The sequence below is a fragment of the Actinomadura graeca genome, assembly GCF_019175365.1.
Taxonomy (GTDB): domain Bacteria; phylum Actinomycetota; class Actinomycetes; order Streptosporangiales; family Streptosporangiaceae; genus Spirillospora; species Spirillospora graeca.
On record NZ_CP059572.1, the window covers coordinates 1,643,530 to 1,667,547 of the forward strand.

Genomic DNA, 24,018 nt, shown 5'->3' on the forward strand with positions numbered 1-24,018 from the left:
ACGGAACTATTTTCCGCAGAACAGACAACCAGCCCAACATCATCTATGTCAACCACTGAGGTCTCAGGGGACGAGTGGGGCGGGCCGGTCGAGCTCGTCGGCCAGGATCGTCCGGAGCCGCGCGGCGACCTCGGTCAGGCGGGCCTTGGGGAAGCGGTCCTTCGGGGCGGTGACGCTGACGCCCGCGGACGGGGTGGAGCGCCCGAGGAAGACCGGGACCGCGGCGCAGCGCACGCCGTCCTCGTTCTCCTCCAGGTCGAGGGCGTAGCCGCGCTCCCTGATCTCCGCCATCTCCTCGGCGAGGCGGGACGGCGAGGTGATCGAGTGGCGGGTGACGGCGCGCAGCTCGTGCGCCGATGCCCAGAGCTTGATCGCCTCGTCGGTCGGGTACGTCCAGGCGAGCAGGGCCTTGCCCACGCCGGTGGAGTGCGCGGGGTTCCGGCCGCCGATCACCGAGGTCATCGTGATGGGGTGGATGGCCTCGACCTTGTCCACGTAGACGATCTCGCCGCCCTCCAGGACGGCCATGTGGGTGGTCTCGTTCAGCTCCTCGCGCAGGCGCAGCAGCACCGGGTGGACGAGGGAGCGCAGGTCGATCCGGTCGTAGAAGCGGAACGCCGCCGCCAGCAGCTCGGTCCCGAGGAAGTAGGGCCCGTTCGGCTCCGGCTGGGCGGCGAACCCGCGGTGGCGCAGCGCGCCGAGCAGCCGGTGCAGCGAACTGCGGGGGATGCCGGAGCGGACCGCGAGGTCCTCCAGCGTCACGCCGCGGCCGCTCTCGGAGAGCAGCTGGATGATGCGCAGCGCCCTGTCCACGCTGCCCACCGGCGACTCGTTCTTTGCCATGCAATCTCTCCCTATGTTTCCGCTATACGGAATGCTAGCCCACGATGCGGATCCCCTGCTACATTCGCCGCGTGATGAAGGCACTCGTTTTCACCGCGCCGAGTGTGGTGGAACTGCATGACATCGACGAACCCTCCGTGAAGCCCGACGAGATCCTCGTCGAGGTGGCCGCCGCCGGCATCTGCGGCAGCGAGCTGCACGGCGTGCGCACCCCCGGCTTCCGCACCCCGCCGCTGGTGATGGGACACGAGTTCGCCGGGACGACCCCCGATGGACGCCGCGTGGCCGTGAACCCCATCCTCTCCTGCGGCCGGTGCGACCTGTGCTCGCGGGGACACCGCCAGCTGTGCCGCGGCCGTGCGCTGATCGGCGTGCACCGGCCCGGGGGGTTCGCCGAGCGGGTGGCGGTGCCGGTCTCGTCCGTCCACGCGCTGCCGGACGGCATGTCCTGGACGGCCGCGGGGCTCATCGAGCCGATCGCGTACGCCGTTCACACCTGGAACGTTGCACGGATCCCCGAAGGAGCGCGGGTCGGCGTGATCGGCTGCGGGACGATCGGGCTGCTCTGCCTGCAGCTCGCCCGCCGCCGCGGCGCCGTGTCCGTGGTCGCGGCCGATGTCTCGGATCGGCGCGCGGCCGTCGCGTCCCGGCTCGGCGCCGACAGCGCCGGCCCGTCCCTTCGAGGAGAGTTCGACGTGGTGTTCGACGCGGTGGGCCTGCCGGCCACCCGCGCGGACGCGCTGGCCCGGCTCGCGCCCGGCGGCACCGCCGTGGCGCTGGGCCTGGCCAGCGCCGACCCCGGCTTCGACGCAGCCGACCTCGTCCGGGCCGAGAAGCGGCTGCTCGGCTCGTTCGGCTACACCCCCGCCGAGTTCGCCACCGCCGTCGGGCTGGCCGCCGAATGGGACCTGAGCTGGGTGAACACCTTCCCCCTCACCGACGGCGCCCGGGTGTTCACCGACCTGATGAACGGCGGGACGGAGCCGGTCAAGGCCCTCCTCACCCCCTGACGCGGTGGAGGGATGGCCGGACGTCCCCGGGAAAGGAGGCATTCATGAACGTGAGCGCGGGCTTCCGCGAGCTCGACGTGCCCCCGGGCATGGTCGGCGTCTGCGCCCTCGGGCAGGCCGGGTTCCTGCTCAAGGGGTCGGGCGGGACGGTCGTGGCCGTCGACCCGTACCTGTCGGACCGGCTGGCCGCCGACTCGGAGTTCGGCCCGCCCGGGCGGTGGGCGCGCCGGTTCCCGCCGCCGTTCGAGCCCGGCGCCCTGGACGCCGACGTGGTCGTCGTCACCCACGAGCACGCCGACCACTTCGACCCGAGCACGCTCCGGCCGGCGCTGGAGCGCCACCCGTTCACGCTGGTGGCCCCGCCCGTCCTGCGGGAGGAGGTGAAGGCGCTCGGCGCGGCCTTCGAGCCGGCGTACGCGGGTGAACCCGTCGAGGTGGAGGGGGTCCGCGTCCATCCCGTCCCGGCCGCGCACTCCCCCGAGTACACCGGCCCCTCCTGCTACGACGTCATGGTGCAGGACGGCGCGCACCGGTTCCTCGGCTACGTCGTGGAGGTCGGGGAGGGCGTGACCGTCTACCACGCGGGCGACACCGTCCTGCACCCCGAGATCGACCGGGCCCTGGACGGGCTGCGGCCGAGGGTCGCGCTGCTGCCGGTGAACGGGCGCGACCGGATCCGCGAGGAGATGGGGATCGTCGGGAACCTGACGGTCCGGGAGGCCGCGCACCTGGCCGCCAAGGCGGACGCGCGCTGGCTGCTGCCGAGCCACCACGACCTGTTCGCCGTCAACGCCGAGTCCGTCACCACGTTCGTCGACACGCTCGACCGCCAGTTCCCCGACCAGGAGTACCTCGTGCCGAAGGTCGGGCGGCCGGTCGTGCTGGGAGTATGAGAGGGCTTGCACATGGGATCCGTGGAGACCGTGACCGCGGCGGGCGGGCCGCCGCACGCCGCCGGCGGAGGGGTGCGGTCATGCGCGGGCTGACCGGCAAGAACGTCCTGATCACGGGTGGCAGCAGCGGGATCGGCGAGGCCGCCGCGCGGCGGTTCCTGGAGGAGGGCGCGCGGGTCTTCGTCTGCGGCCTGGACGGGGTGGAGGAGACCGTCTCCGTCCTGGCGCCCCTCGGCGAGATCTCCGGGACGGTCTGCGACGTCAGCCGCGAGGACGACGTCATGCGGCTCGTGGCGGAGGCCGTGTCCGCGCTCGGCGGGATCGACGTGCTGATCAACAACGCCGGGACGTCCTGGCGGGAGCCGTTCCTGGAGATCACCCCCGAGCACTGGGACGCGATCATGGCGGTGAACCTGCGCGGGATGTTCCTGGTCGGGCAGGCGGTGGGCCGGCTGATGGTCGAGGGCGGCACCTCCGGCTCGATCGTCAACATGGGCTCGACGAACGGCCTCGGCGGCGAGGCGGACTACGCCCACTACAACGCCTCCAAGGGCGGGGTCCTGCTGCTGACCAAGACCATGGCGGTGGAGCTCGGACGGCACGGCGTCCGCGTGAACGCGGTCTGCCCCGGCTACATCCGCACCCCGCTCAACGCCGGGATCGAGGCGACCCTCGACCCCGGCTTCGTCGCCGCCTACCAGCGCGACCACATCCCCCTCGGACGGGCCGGGCAGGCGGCGGAGGTCGCCTCCGCGTACGCCTTCCTGGCCTCCGACGACGCCTCCTTCGTTCACGGAGCCGAGCTGGTCGTCGACGGCGGCCAGCTCGCGATCATGTAAGGACACCGCAGGGAACCATGGCACGCATCGTCTTCGTCGGCGCCGGGAGCGTCGAGTTCACCAAGAACGTCCTGTCCGACATCCTCACCCTCCCCGGGCTCGGCGCCTCCACCCTCGTCCTGCACGACATCGACGCCGGACGGCTCGCGACGGCCGAGGCCATGGCGCGCTGGATGGTGGAGCATCTGGCACTGCCCGCCAAGGTCGAGGCGCACACCGACCGGCGCGCCGCGGTCGACGGCGCCGACTACGTCATCAACGAGATCGCGGTCGGCGGGTTCGAGGCGACCCGCGTCGACTTCGAGGTGCCGGCCCGGCACGGGCTGCGCCAGACGATCGCCGACACGCTCGGGATCGGCGGGATCTTCCGCGCGCTGCGGACGATCCCGGTGATGGTCGCGCTCGGGAACGATCTCGCCGAGCTGGCGCCGGACGCGCTGCTGCTCAACTACACCAACCCGATGACGATGGTCCCGCGGGCGGTGTGGGAGGGCACGCCGTTCGGCAACGTGGTGGGCATCTGCCACTCCGTCCGCGACACGCAGGCGCGGCTCGCGGGCCTGGTCGGCGTGCCGGTGGAGGAGGTCGCCTTCGTCACCGCCGGGGTCAACCACCAGGCGTTCGTGCTGAGGTTCGAGCACGCGGGAGAGGACCTGTACCCGCGGCTGGCGGAGGTCATCGACGCCGACCCGGCGCTGCGCCGGACCGTCCGGGCCGAGGTGTTCGCGCGGTTCGGGCACTTCCCCACCGAGTCGTCCGTGCACGGCTCGGAGTACCTGCCCTGGTTCCTGCGCCACGACGACCAGGTGGAGCACTTCGGCATCCAGGTCGGCGCGTACCTGGAGTGGTCGCGGGAGAACCTCGGCACCTACGAGGAGACGCGGCGGCGGCTGGCCGCGGGCGGGGGCGTGGAGATCGAGCCGATGTCGGAGCTGGCGTCGGAGATCATCCATTCGATCGAGACGGGCGAGCGGCGGATGCTGCACGGCAACGTCCGCAACGACGGCCTCATCGCGAACCTGCCCGCGGACGCGTGCGTCGAAGTGCCGTGCGTTGTGGACCGGGCCGGTGTGCGGCCCACCCGCGTCGGCGCGATGCCGCCGCAGCTCGCCGCGCTCAACAGGACGTTCCTGAACGTGGGCGACCTGACCGTGCGGGCGGCGCTGGAGGGGCGCCGCGACCACGTCTACCACGCGGCGATGCTCGACCCGAACGCCGCCGCGACGCTCACCCTCCCCCAGATCCACGCCCTGGTCGACGACATGATCGACGCCCATGGCGACGCCCTCCCCGAGGGCGTCCGCCGCTGACCGGAACCACCCGCGGCGGGCCGCCGCCCGGGGCGGCCCTCGCGCGGCCCCCCGGAGCGGCCCGCCACATCCCCGACGGGAGCCAGACATGAAGCTGAGCGAGTACCGGCCCCGGCCGCGGTTGCGCGTGCCGGGGTCGCGCGTCGAACGGGCCGCGGTGCCGGCCATCGACGCGCACAACCACCTCGGACGATGGCTGACCTGCCACTGGGCCGTCCAGGACGTGGGCGCCCTGCTCGCGCTGATGGACGCCTGCAACGTCCGGGCGATCGTCAACCTCGACGGGCGCTGGGAGGAGGAGCTGGAGGACAACCTCGACCGCTACGACCGCAGCCACCCCGGCAGGTTCCTGACGTTCTGCCATGTCGACTGGAACCTCATCGGCCGCGACGGGGCACTGGCCGCCAGCCTGCGGCGGTCCGTGGAGGCGGGGGCGCGGGGCCTGAAGGTCTGGAAGGACCTCGGCCTGCACGTGCGGGACGACGCGGGACGGCTCGTCCTGCCCGACGACCCCCGGCTCGCGGAGCTGTGGGAGACCGCGGCGGAGCTCGCGGTCCCGGTGGCGATCCACACCGCCGACCCCATCGCGTTCTTCGACCCCATCGACGAGCGCAACGAGCGGTACGAGCAGCTCCTGGCCCACCCCGACTGGTCGTTCGCCGACCCCGACCGGTTCCCGCGCTTCGACCGGCTCATGGACGCGCTGGAGTCGCTCGTCGCGGCCCACCCGCGGACGACGTTCATCGCCGTCCACGCCGGCTGCCAGGCCGAGGACCTCGGCCGCGTCACCGCGATGCTCGCCACCTACCCGAACCTGCACATCGACATCGCCGCCCGGATCGCCGAGCTCGGCCGGCAGCCGCGCGCGACCCGCGACCTCGTGATGCGCTTCCCCGGGCGGGTGCTGTTCGGCACCGACGAGTTCCCGCCGTCCACGGAGACCTACGCGACCCACTTCCGGTTCCTGGAGACGCTGGACGAGCACTTCCCGCACTCCGCCGACGACCCGCCGCTGATGGGCCGGTGGCACATCAGCGGCCTGGGCCTCCCGGACTACGTCCTCGGGCAGGTCTACGCGTCCAACGCCGGGCGGCTCCTCGGCGTCTCCACCTGACCGCGCGCCGCCCGGCCCGCACGTCCGCCCTCCTCGCGGTCCCCCGTCATCCCCCGGCCGCTCACCCCTTGACGGCGCCCGCCAGCGCCTGCACGAACCGGCGCTGGCCCACGAGGAACACGATGAGGACCGGGACGGTCGTCAGCACCGTCCCGGCCATGATCTGCGGCCAGTCCGCGCGGTGCTGCCCCTGGAACGTGGTGAGCCCCGCCTGCACCGTGTAGTTCTCCGAGGAGGAGATCGCGACGAGCGGCCAGAACAGATCGTTCCAGGCGTAGATGAACGTGATGACGGCCAGCGCCACCAGCGCCGGGCGGGCGACCGGCAGGACGACCCGGAAGAACACCCCCCAGCGGGAGCAGCCGTCGATCCGCGCGGCCTCCTCCAGCTCGCGCGGGAAGTTCTGGAAGAACGAGGTCATCAGGTAGACGCCCAGCGCCGAGGCGAGCTGCGGCGCGATCAGCGCGCCCAGCGTGTTGATCAGATGCAGCCTGTGGAAGATCAGGAACGTCGGGATGACGGTGAGCTGGAAGGGGATCAGCGTCGTCGCGATGACCAGGACCAGCGCCGTCCGGCGCCCGGAGAACCGCAGCCGGGCGAACGCGTAGCCCGCCATGCTGCACAGCACGACCTGCGAGGTGACGATGGCGCCCGCGACGAGGACGCTGTTGAGGAACCAGCGCGGGAACTCCGAGTCCGACAGCAGCTCCCGGTAGCCGGTGAGGTCCATCCCCGGCGGCACGAGCGGCGGCGGGAACCGGTTGAGCTGCGCCCGCGTCATGACCGACGCGCCCAGCATGTACACGAACGGCACGACCATCAGCAGCGACAGCGGCAGCAGGACGAGATGTCGCGCGCTCGGCCGTCGGCGCCGCGCGGGGGCGGGCGGAGCGGATGCGGGCGGAGCGGGTGCGGTGGTCACAGCAGGAACCCCTTCCGGCGGCCGAAGACCAGGCCGATGACGATCGCGACCAGGCTCCCGGCGAACAGCGCGTAGGCGACCGCGGCGCCGTACCCGGCGGTGAAGTACTCGAAGGCCAGCTGCCAGACGTAGTAGACGATCGTGATCGTGGAGTTGACCGGGCCGCCCTTGGTCGAGGTCATCAGCAGGTCGAAGAACTGGAGGCAGTCGATCAGGCCCCACACGGCGAGGAACAGCGAGATCGGCCGGACGGACGGCACGACAATGTGCCGGAACGTCCGCCAGGGCCCGGCGCCGTCGATCGCCGCGGCCTCCAGGACCTCCGCCGGGATCTCCTGGAGCGCCGCCAGGTAGATCACGACATTGAAGCCGAACTGCGTCCAGATGAAGATCCCGGTGATGACGAACATCGCCTGCGACGGGTCGTCCAGGAACCCCTGCGCGGGCAGCCCCGCCCGGGTGATCAGCCCGTTCACGACGCCGAAGTCCTTGTCGAACACGAACGCCATGAGCAGCCCCTCGGCGGCGGCCGAGGCGACGAACGGCACGAGGAAGCACGCGCGGTAGAAGCCGATGCCCCGGATCGGCTTGTTCAGCAGCAGCGCGATCCCGAGCCCGAGCAGCAGCGAGATCGGGATGTAGAGGCCGGTCAGCTCCAGGGTGTTGCGGATCGACCGCCAGAACACCGGGTCGTCGGCCAGCGCCCGGTAGTTGTCGAGCCCGACGCCCTGCCCCTCCGTCACCAGGTCGGAGTCGGTGAGCGACAGCCGCAGCGCCCATCCCATCGGCAGCAGCGAGAACCCGAGGACCAGCAGGGTGGACGGCCCCGCGAACGACCACCCCGCGGCCTCGTCGGTGAGGCGCCTGCGCCTCCCGGGGCCGCCGCGCCGCCCCGGCCCCCGTCCTGAGCGGGCGGACGTCCCCCGGTCCGATCTCCCGGTGGAGAGCAGGGCGCTCACTGGCCGGGCACCGCGAGCAGCGCGTCGGACTTGCGCGCGGCGTCGTTCAGCGCGCTCTGCGGGTCGGACCTGCCGAGCAGCGCCGAGGCGATGGCGTCGGCGACGAACGCGGAGATCCGCGGGTACTTGGAGGTCGTCGGCCGGATCTTCTTGGCGTTGACGATGTTGTCGGCGACGACGCCGATGCCCGGGTACTTCTTCAGGTAGTCCTGGTAGCCGGGGAGCCTGGCGATCGACGCGCGGGTCGGCAGCGACCCGGTGTCCATCATCCACACCAGCTGCTGCTCCGGCTGCGTCAGCCAGGTGAGGAACTCCACCGACGCCTTGACGCGGCGGCCGCCGTGGTCGAAGACGGCCCAGTTGTCCATGCCGGACACCGTCTGGTGGTCGCCGTTCGTCCCCGGCAGCGGCGCGAACCCGTAGTCGATCTTCGCGGCCTTGACGTCGGGCAGCACCCACGGCCCGGCGAGGAACATGCCGAGGCGGCCGGACTCGAACAGCTTCTGCCCCTTCTCGGCGGGACTGGTGTCCAGGTAGACCGACTTGTCCTGGACGGCCATCTGCTGCACCAGCGACAGCGCCCGCGCCCCCTGCGGGGAGTTGAAGACGGCCTTCTTGCCGTCCGCCGACAGGATGTCCCCGCCGTTCTGCCAGACCAGCGGCCACAGCGTCCAGGTGGTCTCCTCACCGCCCGCGATCGCCCAGGTCGTCCCGTAGGTCTTCGTCTTGGCGTCGGTGAGCCTGCGCGCCATGTCCCGGAAGTCGTCCCACGTCCAGGTCGGGGCCGGCGGCTTCAGACCGGCGTCGGCGAGCATCTTCTTGTTGTAGAGGACGGTCAGGTTGTCCGAGACGGCCGGGAACCCGATCACCTTGCCGTTGACCGCCGCGGCCTCCCGCGTGTTCGCCCAGAAGTCGTTCCACCCCACCCCGGGCGCGCCGATGTACCTCTTCAGGTCGGGGACCTTCGGGCTGCGCGCCAGCGCCGCCGCCCACGAGCCGTACATGTAGGCGATGTCGGGATAGGTATCCGCGGCGAACGCGGCCGTGACCTTGGGCAGCATCGTGTCGGCGGTCGCGCCGCCCGAGTCGGTCTTGACCTTGATGTTCGGGTGCGACCTGTTGAACGAGGCGACCAGCTTCTCCATGGACCCGGCCGCCATGTCGTCCTGGCCGTGCCAGATCACGAGCTCGACGGGCCCGCCGGAGTCCCCGTCCCCGGACGACGAGCAGGCGGTGGCGGTGCCGAGGAGCACCGCGGCGAGGATCGGGATGAGCTTCTTCAACGGGGTTCCCTCCGTCGGCACTCCTGATTTCCGCTATACGGAAAGCCCTTCCAGGATGCGGCAAAGCTAGCAGCCCTCTCTCAAGCAGGTCAAGAAGCGAATTTATTCGCAAAGCGTTCATCCCAGTGCCCTCAGGTCACAAGGGTCACGCCTGGGTCAGAAAGCGGCGCTCGCTCGCCCGCCGGGAAGGGCCGGGACGCGACCGCACGCCACCGCGTACACGAAAATCGGATTCCGCAGGGCGGAGAACGGGTAGGGCGGCAAGACGACGGTGGTCCGGCGGCCGGTCCGATGCCGTGGAACGGCACAGGACGGCCGCCGCGCCGAAGTCCCCGCGGGCGCGCGGGGAGGCCCCGGGGTCCGCGGACCTGTGCCCCGGGCCGCGCGCCGCGGCAGCCGGGAGGGCGTCCGGCGCGAAGGACGCCCTCCCGGCACCCTCAGAGCTCGTGCCAGGCGATGTCCGGGCGCGCCTCGGAGACCACGGCCAGGGACTGGCCCCCGCGGACCGTCTCGTCCGGCCTCGACGCGAGGCGGAACCGGGCGTTGGGACGGTGGGACTCGCCCACGGCCAGAAGCGTGCTCCCCTGCCGCAGCAGGTGGATCGCCAGGTCGATGCGAGGCCACTCGCCCACGCCGTCGGGGATGTCCACGCGGAAGAGGGTGGAGTCCGCGTCGAGCGTGCTGGCGAGATTGTGATAGATCGACGCGACACCGGGGTTGCGGATGGCGACGGCGACGATCGCGGGATCGTCGATGTCGACGGGTTCGATGTCCGGCCCGACCAGGCCGAGGGCCTCGGTGATCTCCGCGCGGCGCCCGCCGTCGTGGACGCCCGCCAGCAGGTGGACGGGCGGCTCCCCGTGGCGGCGCAGGTAGGCGACCACGTGGAGCATCACCCGGACGGTCTCGTCGTCGTTGTGGCCGACGACCACCACCGTGCGCGCGTCCTCAACGCAGGCGCGCTGGAACGCGGTGTCGTCGAAGGCGACCACGTCGTACAGGTCGGGGTCGGGGTTCTCGCCGGTCAGCTCGTCCGGCCAGAAGATCGTGACGATCTTCGTCTTGGCGTACACGGGGTCGGGGCGCAGCTGCCCGATGACGGCCCGCAGCCCGTCGCGGTCGTAGCCGATCATCACGACGTGCCGCCGGTGGTGCAGCCGAGCCTGGCCGTTGGCCTTCATTGTCCTGCCCTTCGCCATCCACAGCGTCAGCTCGGCGAACAGCACGAGTCCCGCGGTGAGTCCCGCCATGATCACGATCGCCCCGCCGAGCCGGCCGCCGGACGAGGTGGGGAACAGGTCGCCGTACCCGGTCGTGGTGCCGCTGACGAAGAAGTACCAGAGGAACTCGTGCGGTTTCTTGATCTTGGCGCCGGGTTCCTCGAACACCGCGATCAGCGTCCAGCCCGCCGCGAACGCGGCCAGCAGCACCAGCGCGGGCGCGCGCCAGGACCGCGCGGCGATCCGGTGGACGAGACGCATGAACACGATCGGCATCCGCGCAGCGTGCCAGGACGGGAAATCGCACGTCAAGCGTTGTCCGGCCGCCGATGGCCGGAGCCGGACACCCTCAGGGGCCCCGCCTGAGGACGCGGCTCAGCGCCGCGGCCACCTCCTCCGACAGCCCGTCGGCCGGCGAGGGCGCGGAAGGCACCAGGGGCTGGTCGTCGCGGACGGCGTCGCGGGTGTGCCCGCAGTCGCGGCACTCCACCTCGCCGAGCCGGCACACCAGGGCCGCCGACCCGCACGAGGCGCACCGGTCGAGGTCGTCCGCCCAGTCGTGGGCGGCCTGGCAGTCAGGGCAGACCAGCACCTGGTGGTCGGCCCGGACGGCGCGCCTCCACGGGCTCGCGCCGCGCACCGGGTCGGTCTGCCGCGCCCCGCAACGGAAGCAGGGCATCACACCTCCAGGGGTGCGGGGGCCGGCGCCGGTCGCCCGGCGCCGGCCCGGTTCGCTCAGAGACCGGCGAGCACCTCGCGGTACTCGCCGACGTCGCGTGCGTCCGGGAGGGCGTTCTCGGCCTTCCAGCGGACGACGCCCTGCGTGTCGATGATGAACGTGCCGCGCGTGGCGAGGCCCCGCCCGTCGTCGAACACGCCGTAGCGCTGCGCCGTCCCGCCGTGTGGCCAGAAGTCCGACAGCAGCGGGAAATCGTACCTCTCCTGCTCCGCCCAGGCGCGCAGGGCGAACATCGAGTCGACGGAGACGGCCAGGACCTGGACGTCGCCGTCGTCCGGCATGGGCAGCTCGTCACGGATCTGACGCAACTCGCCCGTGCAGACCCCGCTGAACGCCAGCGGGTAGAACACGAGGACGACGTTCTTGCCGCCGCGGAAGCCCGACAGCCTCACCGGGGTCCCGTGCTGGTCCTTCAGCTCGAAGTCCGGCGCGGCGTCGCCCACGTCGACGGCCAATGGCCCCTCCCGCGGTCGTCCCCGCCCGAGGCGGGGAGGTCGGTGGCCCCCACGGGCGTGGGGACGTGGCCCAGTCTGCCATCCGGACACGCCGCACCGCGGCCGGGCGGGGACGTTCCCGATCGGCCGGAGGAGCCCGCCGGCTACTTGCGGACCTTGGGCGCCACGAGGCGCGTGCCCGACCACTCCTTGGCCGCGCTGATGCTGCTCGTCTGCGACAGCCCGGCCGTCTGCGCGGCCTCGCCGATCTCGCTCGGCTCCACATGACCGTCCCGGCCCGCCTTGGGCGTCAGCAACCAGATGTTGCCGCCCGCGGTGAGCGGGAACATGGCGTCGGTCAGGCCCTCGAACAGGTCGCCGTCCTCATCGCGCCACCACAGCAGCACGATGTCGACCACGTCCTCGTAGTCCTCGTCGACCAGCTCGCTCCCCGTGACGGCCTCGACGGAGCCGCGGAGCTCCTCGTCGACGTCGTCGTCGTAGCCGATCTCCTGCACCACCTGGCCGGCCTTGAGGCCGAGCCGTTCGGCCAGGCTGCGCTCAGACTGCGCCTGACCCGCGGTCGCGCTCACGAAAGTCCTCCCATGGTCGTCGATCCGCACGGTGCCCGATGCACGGTGCGTTATCCGGTCTCCCCGGGACGGGGTGGCCCGCCCACACCAGTGCGGTGTTTGCGGGACAGTCCACACAAGTGGGGGCCCCTCGCGCAAGTGTCTTCCCGGCTTTTGGTGGCCTCATTGGCCCGATTACGGATGCCGCCGTCATCGGACGCCCACAGAGGGTGACATTCCACGCTCATCCCTTAAACAATCCACGCCTATCCCTTAAGCAGCGACAACCTGACCTGCCGGTCGGGATTGTCGATGTTGAGGTCGACCAGCGCCACCGACTGCCACGTCCCGAGGGCGAGCCGCCCGTCGAGGACGGGGATGGTGGCGAACGGCGGGACCAGCGCGGGCATGACGTGCGAGCGGCCGTGCCCGCGGGAGCCGTGGGCATGCCGCCACCGGTCGTCGGCCGGCAGCAGGTCGCCGAGGGCGGCGAGAAGATCGTCGTCGCTGCCGGCCCCCAGCTCGAGGATCGCCACGCCCGCGGTGGCGTGCGGGACGAACACGTGCAGGAGCCCGTCCCCACCCTGCGACGAGGCGAAACGCTCGCATTCCGCCGTGATGTCGTGCACGACCTCCCGCGAACCGGTGGTCACCCGGACCACGGAACTCTCCATGATCACTGGTGTACCCAGATCCGCGGCCGCGGACGCCTTCGTTCTCACGCCCGCGTGACCGCCGGGGCCGTTGTGGCGCCGGGTCCTAGCCCGCGACTTCCTCGCTGCTCTCGATCACCGCGTCCGGGCCCGGGTACACGAGGGTCTCGTGCCCGTCGTCGAAGCGGACGAGGTACGGCGGTCCCCCTTCCGGGCCGCGCACCTCGATGATCTCGCCCTGCCGGTCGGCCTGCCCCACCACGTTGCCGTGGACGTGCAGCCGGTCTCCGATGTTCGCGTTCATGACTCCCCCAAGCTCGCTTCGGCCCGCCATAGGACGGGACGTATCGGGCATGGTGCTGTTGTTCCCACCTTCATACGTCCGGGCGGCGCCGTCGAGAGGAATCCCGTCCGCGGCCCGGAAAATCCGTCCTCGGGGGTCCGGTACCCCGGCTGACCGGGGACAATGGTTACCGGTTGGTAGAGATGCGTTAGCCGTCATAAACGGCGACGATGGATCACGAATGAGGCGACGAACAGTCATGCCGGAGACCGGCGGTGCCCCACCGGGGGGCCTAGGGTCTCACCAGCAAAGACGGCAAGCACAGAGGGGAACCCGTGGCTTCCGGACGTCAACGCTTTTCGATCATCAGCGACGGCCTTCCGAGCCAGCTGCCCGACATCAACCCGGACGAGACCCGGGAGTGGCTGGAATCGCTGGACACGGTCATCAAGACCGAGGGACGCGGAAGGGCGCGGTACGTGATGCTCCGCCTCCTGGAGCGCGCCCGCGAGCAGCAGGTCGGCGTGCCCGGCCTGCGCAGCACCGACTTCATCAACACGATCCCGCCGGAGTCCGAGCCCTGGTTCCCCGGTGACGAGCACGTCGAACGGCGCATCCGCGCCTACATCCGGTGGAACGCCGCGATCATGGTGTCGCGGGCGAACCGCCCGGAGCTGGGCGTCGGCGGGCACATCGCGACCTACGCGTCCGCCGCGTCCCTGTACGAGGTCGGCTTCAACCACTTCTTCCGCGGCAAGGACCACGGCGAGTCGGGCGACCAGGTCTTCCTCCAGGGCCACGCCGCCCCCGGCATCTACGCGCGCGCCTACCTTGAGGGGCGCCTCCCGGGTGACAAGCTCGACGGGTTCCGGCAGGAGCACTCGCACCCCGGCGGCGGCCTGTCGTCCTACCCGCACCCGCGGCTGATGCCGGACTTCTGGGAGTTCCCCACGGTGTCCATGGGCCTCACCGCGATCGACTCGGTGTACCAGGCCCGGTTCAACCGCTACCTCTACAACCGCAAGATCAAGGACACGTCCCGCTCGCACGTGTGGGCGTTCCTCGGCGACGGCGAGATGGGCGAGCCGGAGTCGCTCGGCGCGATCGGCCTGGCCGCCCGCGAGGAGCTCGACAACCTCACCTTCGTCGTCAACTGCAACCTCCAGCAGCTCGACGGCCCCGTCCGCGGTAACGGCAAGATCATCCAGGAGCTGGAGTCGTTCTTCCGCGGCGCCGGCTGGAACGTCATCAAGGTCATCTGGGGCCGCGACTGGGACCCGCTGCTCGCCCAGGACGTCGACGGGGTGCTGGTCAACCAGATGAACACCACGCCCGACGGCCAGTTCCAGACCTTCACCGTCGAGTCCGGCGAGTACATCCGGGAGAAGTTCTTCGGCGCCGACCCGCGGCTCCGCAAGATCGTCCAGCATCTGGACGACGACGACCTGCGCAAGCTGTCGCGCGGCGGGCACGACTACCGCAAGGTGTACGCGGCGTTCAAGGCCGCCCGCGAGCACGTCGGGCAGCCGACCGTGATCCTCGCGCACACCATCAAGGGCTGGACGCTCGGCTCCGACTTCGAGGCCCGCAACGCCACCCACCAGATGAAGAAGCTGACCAAGGCCGAGCTGAAGGAGTTCCGGGACCGGCTCTACCTGGACATCCCCGACTCGGCGCTGGAGGCGCCCCTCCCGCCCTACTACCACCCGGGCGAGGACTCCGACGAGATCCAGTACATGCGCGAGCGCCGCGCGGCCCTCGGCGGCTTCCTGCCGAAGCGCGTCGTCCGCGCCAAGCCGCTCAAGCTCCCCGGCGACCCGGTCTACGCGGAGCTGAAGAAGGGGTCGGGCAAGCAGAACATCGCCACCACCATGGCGTTCGTCCGGCTGCTCAAGGACCTGATCAAGGACGGGAACCTCGGCGCCCGCTTCGTCCCGATCGCCCCGGACGAGTACCGGACGTTCGGCATGGACTCGCTGTTCCCCACGTCCAAGATCTACTCGCCGCACGGGCAGACCTACGACGCGGTCGACCGCAAGCTCCTACTCTCCTACAAGGAGTCCGAGCAGGGCCAGATGCTGCACGAGGGCATCAGCGAGGCCGGCTCGATGGCCTCGACGATCGCGGCGGGCACGTCCTACGCCACGCACGGCGAGCACATGATCCCCGTCTACATCTTCTACTCGATGTTCGGGTTCCAGCGGACCGGCGACCAGATGTGGGCCCTCGGCGACCAGATGGGCCGCGGTTTCCTCCTCGGCGCCACCGCCGGCCGCACCACCCTCACCGGCGAGGGCCTCCAGCACGCCGACGGTCACTCCCCGCTCCTCGCGGCGGCCAACCCGGCCTGCGTCCACTACGACCCGACCTGGGCGTTCGAACTGGCCCACATCGTCCAGGACGCCCTGCGCCGCATGTACGGCTCGTCCGAGGAACACCCCAACGGCGAAGACGTCTTCTACTACCTCACCGTCTACAACGAGCCCTACCAGCAGCCCGCCGAACCCGAGAATCTCGACGTCGACGGCCTCCTCAAGGGCCTCTACCGCCACAGGAACGCCCCCGAGACCGTCTCCGGCAACGGGCAGGCGCCCCGCGCGCAGATCCTCGCCTCCGGCGTCGGCGGCCGCTGGGCCCTCGAAGCCCAGCGCCTCCTCGCCGAGGACTGGGGCGTCGCCGCCGACGTGTGGTCGGCGACCTCCTGGAACGAACTGGCCCGCGAGGCCCGCGACTGCGACGAGTGGAACCTGCTGAACCCCGACTCCGAGCAGCGCGTCCCCTACGTCACCCGGACGCTGGACACCGTCCCCGGCCCGATCGTCGCGGTATCGGACTACATGCGGGCGGTACCCGACCAGATCGCCCCGTGGGTCCACGGGGACTTCTCCTCACTCGGCACCGACGGCTTCGGCTTCTCCGACACCCGCGCCGCGGCCCGCCGCTTCTTCCACGTCGACGCGGCGTCTATCGTCCTCGCCGTCCTCACCCGCCTCGCCCGCAACGGCGAGATCAAACCGGAGACACTCCAGCAGGCGATCGAGCGCTACCGCCTCGACGCCCCCGTCAGCGACGTCTTCGCCGGAGGCGTCGGCAGCGCCGAAAGCAACACCGGCGGCGACGCGTGATTTATTGCATTGCCCTTGGCGTTCGGGCCTTGACGGCCCTCTCTTCGGCGGGCAATGCGGCGATCGCTGCATCGCTCCGAACTCGCCTTGGCGGCTCGCTCCGCGATCAGGTTCTCGCTCCGCTCGAACCTGCCTTCGGACGCGATCGCAACGTCCCGGTCGCCGATGGCTGAGGTAAGAACCGCTGGGTGAACCCGGATGTGATCGCGGAGGTGTAGGCCGCGATCCCGCCGGACGCCGAGCAGGGCGAAGGGCCCCGAGATCCTCGGGGCCCTTCGTCATGCGCGGGTCAGGACCCGGGCTTGAAAATGCCGAACCGGTTGCCGGACGGGTCCTCCAAGTAGGCGAACCGCAGGCCGTTCGCCGCGTCCACGGGAGGAAGGGCGATCTTTCCGCCCGCCTTCTCGGTCTGGGCGCAGGTGGCGTCCACGTCCTCGACGAGCACGAAGAACATGGCACGGTTCTCGGACGCGTCGGACTGGTGGAAGATCCCGCCCTTGGGAACGTCGTCGCCCGGGTAGCCGATCAGGTCGTAACCGTCCTCGTCGGGGTCGATCGTGAACTGCCAGCCGAACACATCGCCGTAGAAACGCCGGGCCTCCGCCGGGGCATCGGTGTCGACCTGGAACCACGTCACGGTATTGAAAGCGGGAACGGTCATCGGTTCTCCTCCTTGCAGGCTGTCGGCACCAGCTTTCAACGCCCCGGCGACAACCCTGTGTCGGAGTTTCCCGGCGGATTCCCGAATCGGAACTCGGCCCAGACGACGGTCCGGTGCCCGTCCGCCCAGAACCCCCACCGGCTCGACAGCGCCTCGACGATCCGCAGCCCGCGCCCACCCTCGGCGCCGTCCGCGACCCTGACACGCGGACGCCTGCCGTCCGCCCCGTCGTCGGCGACCTCAAGCCGGTAGAGATCCCCGCCGGCCAGCAGGCTGATCGTCACCCGTCCGCCCTTGCCCGACGCGGTGTGCGCGATGGCGTTGCAGACCGTCTCGCTGCCGACCGTCACCAGGTCGTCCAGCACGGGATGGCCGGTGGGCAGCATGTCCCGCAGAAACCACCGCGCATACCCGACGGACCGCGTGACGCCGGGCAACGTGACCGCACCGATCACGACCAGCCCGCCGGAGTCGATCACGAGTTCACCCACGACACACCCCGCCGCCCCCCGAACCGGGCCACCCTCCGGCTCCGACCGTGCCCCTGAATCCTTCCGGCTCGCCGTGATTTGCTCATCTCGGGCGCCTCCATGGTGCGCCTCCTTCCTGTTCGGAGTCGCCCGCCACATTCGCCGCCCGTCGTCTTCGCGTCCTCCCCTCTGAACGTTTTCCGACTGAACGTTCAACGCGTGCACGATCGAGCACGGTGAGTGACATTCTCGAAAGATGCCTGCCGACAACGCTCCAACCGTCCGCCAGCGCCGGATCGGCTCCGCGCTCCGCAAGGCCCGCGAGCACCACAAGATGACCGTGGCCGCCGTCGGCGGCAGCTTCGGCCGCTCCCAGGGCTGGATGAGCATGGTCGAGAACGGCCTGCACCCCATCGCCCCAGGCGAACTCGCCCGCTTCCTGGACTTCTACGCGATACCGGAAGGCCCGCTCCGGGCGTCCCTCCTCCACCTGGCCACCCACGTCCCCGGCAAGTGGGTCCGAGAACGGGTAGGCCGGATCTCCGCCGCTGCGCTCGATCTGGCAAGTCTGGAGGAGGACGCCGCCGAGATCCGCACCTTGCAGACCAACATCATCCCGGGGCTTCTCCAGATCCCGGACTACACCCGAAAGCTCATGGCCGTTGGCCTCGCCAAGAACTCGCGCAACGTCGAAGCGCTGGTCGAGTTCCGGATGTCCCGCCAGCGAGTGCTGGGCCGTCCCGAGCCACCTCACTACGTTCCGATCATCGCAGAGGCGGTCCTTCACAATCGGGTCGGCGGCGATCCCGCGATCCTGCGCGCGCAGATCCGAAGACTGGCCGATGTCGCCCGGCTCGATCACGTCGATCTTCGTGTCCTCCCCAGAGCGGCCAGCGCATACCTCTCGCTCATCACTCCGTGTGTTCTCATCTCCTTGCGCCCGCCCGGAGAGCTCACTGTGTCCGTGGGCGATCAGTTCACCCGAACTGTCTTTGTGGAGGACGAGGAAGAGGTGGCGTCCCATCAAAAGATCTTCGAGGTGCTGCTGTCAGCAACTCTCAGCAGAACCGCTTCATTGGAACTCATCGACGAGGTAGCGTCAGAATCATGAAGCTTCTCAACCTCCCCCACGGATCTTGGCGCAAGAGCACTCACAGCGGTGGTGACGAAGGTGATTGTGTCGAGGTCGCCGATCTAGGTAAGCACGTCGCCGTCCGCGACAGCAAAGCCCCCGGCACCGGTCACCTCACCTTGACCCGCCAAGACTTCGCCATCCTCCTCACACAGCTCGCATCACAACCATGAACACACCCGAAGCGTCCCCGCACCACTGGCGCAAGAGCACCCACAGCGGCGGTGTCGAAAACGATTGCGTCGAAATCACCAGCATGGACGACCACATCGCGATCCGCGACAGCAAAACCGCCACCGCCGGGCACCTCACCCTCACACGCCGGGACTTCGCTACCCTCCTCGCCCACCTCGAATCAAAGCCATGAAAACTCCCAAGTCATCCCCGTCCAACTGGCGCAAGAGCACCCACAGCGGCGCGGTCGAGAACGATTGCGTCGAAATCGCCAGCATGGACGATCACATTGTCATCCGCGACAGCAAAGCCGCCACAGCCGGGCACCTCACCCTCACACGCCAGGACTTCACTACCCTCCTCGCCCACCTCACGCCTTAGAAGAGGTTCATTAACGCGTGATCGCTCAAGCGATTTCGTGTAGGCCAGAACCGGGTTTCAGTGACGCTATCCGCGCACCCCCAAGCGGGGGGATTTCTGCTCCGGTGCAGGTCGTTTGGCCAGGGGCGGTTCCCAAGTGGGAGGGAGGCCGAATCTGGCGAGCAGCTCCGGTCCGCCGGAGAAGACGGTGACGCGGGCGATGCCTTTGCGGGTTGTGGTGAGGACGCCGAGGCCGAACGCGTGGTGGATTCCGTCGACGCCGCGGAGGTAGGCGGCGGCAGCAGGGTGGCCGTTGGCGAGGGTGGGGGCCATCCGCCAGTCGCCGGACGATCCGACCACCTGCGTGAGGTAGCGCAGGCAGGTCGCGATGCCCGAGAACCAGGTGCGGGTGCCGACCATCTCGATCGAGGCGTCGGTTCGCAGGGCCCGTTCCAACGCCTGGACGTCGGCGTTCTGGAAACCGGCGATGTACTGCTCCAGTAGGGCGCGGGCATGTGGGGCGGTGGGCTCGGTGAGCCGCTCGCCTCCGACGGCGGCCTCGTCGAGACGGGCGCGGGCTCGTTGCAACGCGCTCTTGACCGCTGCGACCGAGGTGTCGAGCATGGCCGCGACCTCACTGGCGGGAAAGCCCAGCACCTCACGCAGGAGCAACACCGCGCGTTGCCTGGGCGGCAGGTACTGGAGCCCGGCGATGAGCGCGAGCCGCACACTCTCGCGCGTGGCGACCACCGTGGCGGGATCGTCCTGCTGCGTGGCGACCAATGCGTCCGGGATCGGCTGCACCCACGCCACGCCCAGGCTTGTCCCATAGTCGGGTGAGATGTCCGGGTCGTCGGCTGGCGGCCCCAGGCCGGACGGCAACGCCCGCCTGCTGCGGTTGCGCAGCGCGGTCAGGCAGGCGTTGGTGGCGATGCGGTACAGCCAGACCCGCAGCGATGACCGTCCCTCGAAGGTGCCGTAGGAGCGCCAAGCCCGCAGGTAGGTCTCCTGGACGAGGTCTTCGGCCTCGTCCAGCGATCCGAGCATCCGATAGCAGTGCGCCAGCAGCTCGCGCCGGAACGGCTCAGTGCTGCGGGCGAACTCGTGCTCGTCGGGCACCTGGTTCTTCCCTTCTGGCCATGGGTTCGGTCACAGCCCGAGCCTGGGATCTATCCATCCGGCCATCCTGCGAATCGCGTCGTCGGCCTCCGGCGCCCTGCCCGCGGCCATCTGGAAGGTGTGCTGCATACCGGGAAAGACGTCCAGCACGACAACGACTCCGACCTTCTCGGCGTGCTCAGCGAGCATGCGGGCGTCGTCCAGGAGCGTCTCATCCCCTCCCACCTGGATATAGATCGGTCCGAGCCCGGACAGATCGGCGTACAGCGGGCTCGCCAACGGATCACGGGGATCACCGTCCTCGCCCAAGAATGTGGCCGCGAGCATCCGCACGGTCTCCGCGTAGAAGAAGGGATCTCTTTCCTCATTGCTTTCGTAGGACTCTCCGGTGGCCTCCATATCCGTCCAAGGTGAGAACGGCATCGCCGCAGCGGGCAATGGCAAACCCCGCTCACGCGCCCTGAGCTGGGCGGTGATCGCCAGCCCACCGCCGGAGGAATCGCCGGTGAAAGCGATGTGGGCGGATTCGATCCCCTGGTCCAGCAGCCACTGGTAGGCGTCGGCCACGTCGTCCACTTGCGCCGGATGCGTGTGCGAAGGGGCAAGGCGGTAGTCGAGGATTAGCGCACGCACCCCGGTCGCCTTGGCCAGGTGACCGAACATCTTGCGGTGCGTGTAGATGGACCCACCGCCGAACCCGCCGCCGTGCAGGCACAGCAGCACCCGATCCTGGACGCAGCGCTTCGGCACCAGCCACATCGCCGGCAGGCCGCTCGCCTCCGCCTCGATGTAGTCCACTCCACGGGGTTCGGCGGTGAGATCGCCCCAGGACTCGTCGTCCGGGTGCTCGGCGTCCGGCCTGGTCATCGCCAGCCGTGCCGCCACCCAGTGCCGCTTGACCGCTTCGGCCTGCTTGCTCGTCATCGCCCTCCTCCGTTCAGGCCGCGCAGTTGTGGAAGGCTTCGATGCGCCAGGAACCGTCCCGCCGGGACAGCACCCAGGTCTCCAGCGAGCGGCTCTCAGGATCCGGCTCGGGTTCGCCGGACGGCACCACGGCCCCCTTGCTGGACACCAAGGCGGCGTCAGTGCCGACGAACCGGACGTTCTGCACTTCGTGGACGGCCTTCGACCCCTTGAGCCCACCCGCGAAGACGCATGCCATGGTCGCGCGGATCGCCTCACGGTCGGACAGGTACGTCCCTGGCAAGGTCGCCGTGGCAGCCTCCGCGTACGGCGCCACAAAGGCGTCGGCGTCGTTGGCGGCCCATGCGGCGTAGACCTCATCCAGTACCGCGAGCACCTGGCGTTCGTCGGTCATGATGATCCCCTTCCGTTCCCGGGACGTGCTCTCCTCATACAGACCACCGTCCGGCGAAAAGGAAGCGCTCACGCGAGACTCAAGGGTCAGCGTCCGCGCTGATCCGCCGGGCTCGGGTCGTCCCGATACCCGGGCCGCAACAGCGCCGCCCCGTGCGCATGGCGCCCGTTCAGACCCGCCCGACCGCCGGGAGCCGCCCACGTCCTCAAAGTGATTCGCGGGCGACCTCGGCTTGCAGCGCCATGGGTCACCGGCGCGAGTGCATTCGGAGCGATACCGCGGCGCGGACACGGTCCGGCTGGAGGGGCGGTCAGGAAGATTTGGTGAGGGGAAGGCCGTTGATGACGCGTTCGCGGAGGGCGGCGCCGCGGACGCCGATCTCGGTGAAGTCGTTGTCGCCGGGTGTGTCGGTGAGGAGGAGCTCGGGAGCCAGCAGCGCGCCGAGTGGGACGCCAGGCTCGGGATCGTGGAGGCCGCCGATGGGCGCGGTGGACAAGTCGAGGTAGGCGGGGGCAAGAGTCCTGCCGTGGAGTACGCCGGTCACCAGGTCGGGGCAGAACTCGTTCCAGAAGATGGCCACGGTGGCGCGCAGATCGCCGTGGACCATCACCAGCTTCTCCGTCATGTCGCCCACGAAGGTGTCCGCCGTGACGTCACCCATCACGATCAGCTTGGCATCGCCCTCCAGGTAGATGTCCTTGGCACGCAGATTCCCAAGCACGATCAGCGCGGAGGCTCCGTCGTCGATGTCGACGAGGTTGCCGTCGATGGTCAGGTCACCGTCCACGACATACCCGGTGGCCTGATCGGGGGTGTCGTCGCCCCAGGGAGTCCGCTCGTGGTCGTCCAAGGGAAGTTCTCCCGTCACCACAGCCGCACCGGGGACGAGGATGTACTCCTCCTCGTACAGATTCCGGTAGGTGCTCTCGGGCACTCCGCGCTCTTCGAAGAGCCCGACGGCGTCTTCCCACGTCAGGTAACTGCTCGGCATGCCCGCGAACGTAGCAGCCCCCACCGCCCCCAAAGCACCCACCCCATCGTCCGCGGGGCGTACCGTACCAATCTGGACCACCTGGCCGACCCGATACACAAATTGCTCACGAGCGCAAAGATCATTGAGCCGTCGGCGGGCCCCCATCCTTTCGCGGTCACGAACCCCGGCCAGGTCGCCGGCACCATCTCGTGCGTTACGCCCTCCGAACAGTGACGGGCCGAAGAACGACCATGATCCAAAATGTCGCGAGCGACACGGAGTCTCAACATCGGGACGAACCGCCCACAACGACTCTATGTGCTGATATTTTCATCTCGCCGCGAGAGACTCAGGGACAACCCTGGTGGACGAGCGCTCCCGGAATGGGCGCGGAACTGGAGGGCATGTGGAGCCGCTCGCTCCTGGGGATCCCCGGATGGTCGGAAAGTACCGTCTGCTCGGCCGACTCGGAGAGGGGGGAATGGGCAAGGTCTTCTTCGGACGCTCACCGGGCGGGCGAGCGGTCGCCGTCAAGGTCATCAAAGCAGATTTAGCCACTGACAGCACATTCCGTCGTCGCTTCACGCAGGAGATCGAGACCGCCCGCAAGGTGAGCGGGATCTTCACCGCACCAGTCGTGGAGGCCGATCCGCAGGGAGATCCTCCCTGGCTGGTCACGGCTTACGTCCCTGGCCCCGCCCTCGATACCGTAATCGCCGATCAAGGCGCCCTTCCGGAACACACGCTGCGGATTCTCGGAAGCGGTCTCGCAGAGGCGATCCAGTCGATACACCTGGCCGGAGTGGTCCACCGGGATCTCAAGCCAGCGAACATCATCCTGGCCGACGACGGACCGCGCCTCATCGACTTCGGTATTGCGCGCGCCGCCGGCGTCACCACTCTGACCCAGACCGGCGGAACGGTCGGCACGCCTGCCTTCATGGCCCCCGAGCAGATCCGAGGCGGACCGATCACCCACAAAGTTGACGTCTTCGCCTTGGGGATGGTGCTCTGTCATGCCGCCGGAGTGCACCCGTTCGGCGAGACACGGTTTGCTCAGGCATTCCTTTACCGGGTGGTCAATGAGCTTCCCGAGTTGCACGCTCTACCCCCTTCACTGCGCCACCTGATCGAAGCATGTCTCGAGAAGGAGCCCTCACGGCGACCTGAGCCGAGTGATCTGATCCTCGGTCTCGCCGACCTGGAGGCCGGGGCCGACTGGCTTCCCGCCCCAGTGAAGACCATGGTCACCCGCTACGAGGCATCGAGCAGCGCTCTTCTGAGAGAGCCGCCGGAGTCACCACGCCGCCAGGTCATCGTCTCCAACCATCGGGGCGTAGGGGCTCGCGAGGACAGCGGGCCCATCACCCGCGTTCAGCGGCTCCACAGGATAAGGCCCGGATCACACCCTCTGGTCCTCGTCACAGTCGGCATCGTTCTCACACTGCTCTCGATCACGCTACCAGCGCTACTGGCAAATCTCCTGGTTAGGCTATCCGGAAGCATTTCGATGGGATTCGCGGGTATAGCAACAATACCCGTCGGCCTGGTGATCACTTTCAAGGTCCTCGCAAAACTCTCAGCCGGTGATCTTCGCGGCTAGTACTTCAGC

General features: G+C 69.6%; 27 protein-coding genes. 11 read left to right on the forward strand and 16 right to left on the reverse strand.

Annotated elements, in window-relative coordinates:
• Positions 1-63: 63 nt before the first annotated feature.
• Positions 64-843 carry an IclR family transcriptional regulator gene (locus AGRA3207_RS07620; protein ID WP_231333849.1) on the reverse strand — a complete coding sequence of 260 codons (780 nt, stop codon included), beginning with the start codon at positions 841-843 and terminating at the stop codon, positions 64-66.
• 74 nt (positions 844-917) lie between these two features.
• Here AGRA3207_RS07620 and AGRA3207_RS07625 point away from each other — a divergent pair, with 74 nt between their 5' ends.
• From AGRA3207_RS07625 to AGRA3207_RS07645, 5 genes are all read left to right on the forward strand, one after another.
• On the forward strand, positions 918-1,853 hold the full coding sequence (locus AGRA3207_RS07625; protein ID WP_231336257.1) for a zinc-binding dehydrogenase: 936 nt from the start codon (positions 918-920) through the stop codon (positions 1,851-1,853).
• Between the two features lie 44 nt (positions 1,854-1,897).
• Complete coding sequence (locus tag AGRA3207_RS07630; RefSeq protein WP_231333850.1) at positions 1,898-2,746, forward strand: MBL fold metallo-hydrolase; 849 nt, start codon at positions 1,898-1,900, stop codon at positions 2,744-2,746.
• A gap of 80 nt (positions 2,747-2,826) precedes the next feature.
• Complete coding sequence (locus tag AGRA3207_RS07635; protein ID WP_231333851.1) at positions 2,827-3,585, forward strand: SDR family NAD(P)-dependent oxidoreductase; 759 nt, start codon at positions 2,827-2,829, stop codon at positions 3,583-3,585.
• 17 nt (positions 3,586-3,602) lie between these two features.
• On the forward strand, positions 3,603-4,895 hold the full coding sequence (gene melA / locus AGRA3207_RS07640) for an alpha-glucosidase/alpha-galactosidase (RefSeq protein WP_231333852.1): 1,293 nt from the start codon (positions 3,603-3,605) through the stop codon (positions 4,893-4,895).
• An 88-nt stretch (positions 4,896-4,983) separates the two neighbouring features.
• Positions 4,984-6,009, forward strand: coding sequence for an amidohydrolase family protein (locus AGRA3207_RS07645; protein ID WP_231333853.1), 1,026 nt, complete (start codon positions 4,984-4,986; stop codon positions 6,007-6,009).
• Positions 6,010-6,070: 61 nt separating this feature from the next.
• Here AGRA3207_RS07645 and AGRA3207_RS07650 read toward each other — a convergent pair whose 3' ends face one another.
• The 9 genes from AGRA3207_RS07650 to AGRA3207_RS07690 all read right to left on the reverse strand — a co-directional run bounded on the left by AGRA3207_RS07650 (position 6,071) and on the right by AGRA3207_RS07690 (position 13,095).
• Positions 6,071-6,931 (reverse strand): carbohydrate ABC transporter permease, encoded by an 861-nt coding sequence (locus tag AGRA3207_RS07650; RefSeq protein ID WP_231333854.1) that lies wholly within the window; start codon positions 6,929-6,931, stop codon positions 6,071-6,073.
• Positions 6,928-7,890 carry a carbohydrate ABC transporter permease gene (locus AGRA3207_RS07655; RefSeq protein ID WP_231333855.1) on the reverse strand — a complete coding sequence of 321 codons (963 nt, stop codon included), beginning with the start codon at positions 7,888-7,890 and terminating at the stop codon, positions 6,928-6,930. Before AGRA3207_RS07655 ends, AGRA3207_RS07650 begins: the two co-directional genes overlap by 4 nt.
• Complete coding sequence (locus AGRA3207_RS07660; RefSeq protein WP_231333856.1) at positions 7,887-9,173, reverse strand: ABC transporter substrate-binding protein; 1,287 nt, start codon at positions 9,171-9,173, stop codon at positions 7,887-7,889. The genes AGRA3207_RS07655 and AGRA3207_RS07660 overlap by 4 nt, the downstream gene beginning before the upstream one ends.
• A 437-nt stretch (positions 9,174-9,610) precedes the next feature.
• Positions 9,611-10,669, reverse strand: a complete 1,059-nt coding sequence (locus AGRA3207_RS07665) for a potassium channel family protein (protein WP_231333857.1) — start codon at positions 10,667-10,669, stop codon at positions 9,611-9,613.
• Positions 10,670-10,742: 73 nt separating this feature from the next.
• Positions 10,743-11,072 carry a hypothetical protein gene (locus AGRA3207_RS07670; RefSeq protein WP_231333858.1) on the reverse strand — a complete coding sequence of 110 codons (330 nt, stop codon included), beginning with the start codon at positions 11,070-11,072 and terminating at the stop codon, positions 10,743-10,745.
• Positions 11,073-11,128: 56 nt separating this feature from the next.
• A complete protein-coding gene (locus AGRA3207_RS07675) occupies positions 11,129-11,587 on the reverse strand; it encodes a peroxiredoxin (protein ID WP_231333859.1) in 459 nt (152 codons plus the stop codon).
• 143 nt (positions 11,588-11,730) lie between these two features.
• Positions 11,731-12,159, reverse strand: a complete 429-nt coding sequence (locus AGRA3207_RS07680) for a DUF3052 domain-containing protein (protein ID WP_231333860.1) — start codon at positions 12,157-12,159, stop codon at positions 11,731-11,733.
• 245 nt (positions 12,160-12,404) lie between these two features.
• Complete coding sequence (locus AGRA3207_RS07685; protein WP_231333861.1) at positions 12,405-12,812, reverse strand: secondary thiamine-phosphate synthase enzyme YjbQ; 408 nt, start codon at positions 12,810-12,812, stop codon at positions 12,405-12,407.
• An 85-nt stretch (positions 12,813-12,897) separates the two neighbouring features.
• Complete coding sequence (locus AGRA3207_RS07690) at positions 12,898-13,095, reverse strand: DUF1918 domain-containing protein (RefSeq protein ID WP_231333862.1); 198 nt, start codon at positions 13,093-13,095, stop codon at positions 12,898-12,900.
• 314 nt (positions 13,096-13,409) lie between these two features.
• Here AGRA3207_RS07690 and aceE point away from each other — a divergent pair, with 314 nt between their 5' ends.
• Positions 13,410-16,199, forward strand: a complete 2,790-nt coding sequence (gene aceE, locus AGRA3207_RS07695) for a pyruvate dehydrogenase (acetyl-transferring), homodimeric type (protein WP_420830879.1) — start codon at positions 13,410-13,412, stop codon at positions 16,197-16,199.
• A 289-nt stretch (positions 16,200-16,488) separates the two neighbouring features.
• Here aceE and AGRA3207_RS07700 read toward each other — a convergent pair whose 3' ends face one another.
• Positions 16,489-16,860: a VOC family protein gene (locus AGRA3207_RS07700; protein WP_231333863.1), complete on the reverse strand. Its 372-nt coding sequence runs from the start codon at positions 16,858-16,860 to the stop codon at positions 16,489-16,491.
• 35 nt (positions 16,861-16,895) lie between these two features.
• Entirely contained in the window at positions 16,896-17,351 is a 456-nt protein-coding gene (locus AGRA3207_RS07705; RefSeq protein WP_231333864.1) for an ATP-binding protein, read from the reverse strand.
• Between the two features lie 235 nt (positions 17,352-17,586).
• Here AGRA3207_RS07705 and AGRA3207_RS07710 point away from each other — a divergent pair, with 235 nt between their 5' ends.
• Genes AGRA3207_RS07710 through AGRA3207_RS07725 form a run of 4 tightly spaced genes read left to right on the forward strand, consistent with a single transcriptional unit; the run spans position 17,587 to position 19,017 of the window.
• The gene (locus AGRA3207_RS07710; protein ID WP_231333865.1) at positions 17,587-18,441 is read left to right on the forward strand and encodes a helix-turn-helix domain-containing protein; all 855 of its coding nucleotides are present in this window, start codon (positions 17,587-17,589) and stop codon (positions 18,439-18,441) included.
• The gene (locus AGRA3207_RS07715) at positions 18,438-18,635 is read left to right on the forward strand and encodes a DUF397 domain-containing protein (protein WP_231333866.1); all 198 of its coding nucleotides are present in this window, start codon (positions 18,438-18,440) and stop codon (positions 18,633-18,635) included. Before AGRA3207_RS07710 ends, AGRA3207_RS07715 begins: the two co-directional genes overlap by 4 nt.
• The gene (locus AGRA3207_RS07720; protein ID WP_231333867.1) at positions 18,632-18,829 is read left to right on the forward strand and encodes a DUF397 domain-containing protein; all 198 of its coding nucleotides are present in this window, start codon (positions 18,632-18,634) and stop codon (positions 18,827-18,829) included. The genes AGRA3207_RS07715 and AGRA3207_RS07720 overlap by 4 nt, the downstream gene beginning before the upstream one ends.
• A complete protein-coding gene (locus tag AGRA3207_RS07725; protein WP_231333868.1) occupies positions 18,826-19,017 on the forward strand; it encodes a DUF397 domain-containing protein in 192 nt (63 codons plus the stop codon). Before AGRA3207_RS07720 ends, AGRA3207_RS07725 begins: the two co-directional genes overlap by 4 nt.
• Before the next feature lie 66 nt (positions 19,018-19,083).
• On the opposite strand, the gene AGRA3207_RS07730 is transcribed toward AGRA3207_RS07725, so the two are convergent.
• The 4 genes from AGRA3207_RS07730 to AGRA3207_RS07745 form a co-directional block, all read right to left on the reverse strand.
• Positions 19,084-20,115 (reverse strand): sigma-70 family RNA polymerase sigma factor, encoded by a 1,032-nt coding sequence (locus AGRA3207_RS07730; RefSeq protein ID WP_231333869.1) that lies wholly within the window; start codon positions 20,113-20,115, stop codon positions 19,084-19,086.
• A gap of 30 nt (positions 20,116-20,145) precedes the next feature.
• Complete coding sequence (locus tag AGRA3207_RS07735; protein WP_231333870.1) at positions 20,146-21,039, reverse strand: alpha/beta hydrolase; 894 nt, start codon at positions 21,037-21,039, stop codon at positions 20,146-20,148.
• 13 nt (positions 21,040-21,052) lie between these two features.
• Positions 21,053-21,433: an SgcJ/EcaC family oxidoreductase gene (locus AGRA3207_RS07740; protein ID WP_231333871.1), complete on the reverse strand. Its 381-nt coding sequence runs from the start codon at positions 21,431-21,433 to the stop codon at positions 21,053-21,055.
• A gap of 310 nt (positions 21,434-21,743) precedes the next feature.
• Positions 21,744-22,424, reverse strand: a complete 681-nt coding sequence (locus AGRA3207_RS07745; protein ID WP_231333872.1) for a hypothetical protein — start codon at positions 22,422-22,424, stop codon at positions 21,744-21,746.
• 418 nt (positions 22,425-22,842) lie between these two features.
• On the opposite strand from AGRA3207_RS07745, the gene AGRA3207_RS07750 reads away from it, so the two are divergent.
• The gene (locus AGRA3207_RS07750) at positions 22,843-24,009 is read left to right on the forward strand and encodes a serine/threonine-protein kinase (RefSeq protein WP_231333873.1); all 1,167 of its coding nucleotides are present in this window, start codon (positions 22,843-22,845) and stop codon (positions 24,007-24,009) included.
• The last annotated feature ends 9 nt before the right edge of the window (positions 24,010-24,018 follow it).

Coding starts and splice junctions, on each gene's coding strand:
- AGRA3207_RS07720 (WP_231333867.1), top strand. CDS start 18,632: ATGAACACACCCGAAGCGTCCCCGCACCACTGGCGCAAGAGCACCCAC.
- AGRA3207_RS07620 (WP_231333849.1), bottom strand. CDS start 843: ATGGCAAAGAACGAGTCGCCGGTGGGCAGCGTGGACAGGGCGCTGCGC.
- AGRA3207_RS07725 (WP_231333868.1), top strand. CDS start 18,826: ATGAAAACTCCCAAGTCATCCCCGTCCAACTGGCGCAAGAGCACCCAC.
- AGRA3207_RS07685 (WP_231333861.1), bottom strand. CDS start 12,812: ATGGAGAGTTCCGTGGTCCGGGTGACCACCGGTTCGCGGGAGGTCGTG.
- melA (WP_231333852.1), top strand. CDS start 3,603: ATGGCACGCATCGTCTTCGTCGGCGCCGGGAGCGTCGAGTTCACCAAG.
- AGRA3207_RS07750 (WP_231333873.1), top strand. CDS start 22,843: ATGGTCGGAAAGTACCGTCTGCTCGGCCGACTCGGAGAGGGGGGAATG.
- AGRA3207_RS07700 (WP_231333863.1), bottom strand. CDS start 16,860: ATGACCGTTCCCGCTTTCAATACCGTGACGTGGTTCCAGGTCGACACC.
- AGRA3207_RS07690 (WP_231333862.1), bottom strand. CDS start 13,095: ATGAACGCGAACATCGGAGACCGGCTGCACGTCCACGGCAACGTGGTG.
- AGRA3207_RS07670 (WP_231333858.1), bottom strand. CDS start 11,072: ATGCCCTGCTTCCGTTGCGGGGCGCGGCAGACCGACCCGGTGCGCGGC.
- AGRA3207_RS07740 (WP_231333871.1), bottom strand. CDS start 21,433: ATGACCGACGAACGCCAGGTGCTCGCGGTACTGGATGAGGTCTACGCC.
- AGRA3207_RS07745 (WP_231333872.1), bottom strand. CDS start 22,424: ATGCCGAGCAGTTACCTGACGTGGGAAGACGCCGTCGGGCTCTTCGAA.
- AGRA3207_RS07645 (WP_231333853.1), top strand. CDS start 4,984: ATGAAGCTGAGCGAGTACCGGCCCCGGCCGCGGTTGCGCGTGCCGGGG.
- AGRA3207_RS07635 (WP_231333851.1), top strand. CDS start 2,827: ATGCGCGGGCTGACCGGCAAGAACGTCCTGATCACGGGTGGCAGCAGC.
- AGRA3207_RS07665 (WP_231333857.1), bottom strand. CDS start 10,669: ATGCCGATCGTGTTCATGCGTCTCGTCCACCGGATCGCCGCGCGGTCC.
- AGRA3207_RS07710 (WP_231333865.1), top strand. CDS start 17,587: ATGCCTGCCGACAACGCTCCAACCGTCCGCCAGCGCCGGATCGGCTCC.
- AGRA3207_RS07630 (WP_231333850.1), top strand. CDS start 1,898: ATGAACGTGAGCGCGGGCTTCCGCGAGCTCGACGTGCCCCCGGGCATG.
- AGRA3207_RS07715 (WP_231333866.1), top strand. CDS start 18,438: ATGAAGCTTCTCAACCTCCCCCACGGATCTTGGCGCAAGAGCACTCAC.
- AGRA3207_RS07735 (WP_231333870.1), bottom strand. CDS start 21,039: ATGACGAGCAAGCAGGCCGAAGCGGTCAAGCGGCACTGGGTGGCGGCA.
- AGRA3207_RS07625 (WP_231336257.1), top strand. CDS start 918: ATGAAGGCACTCGTTTTCACCGCGCCGAGTGTGGTGGAACTGCATGAC.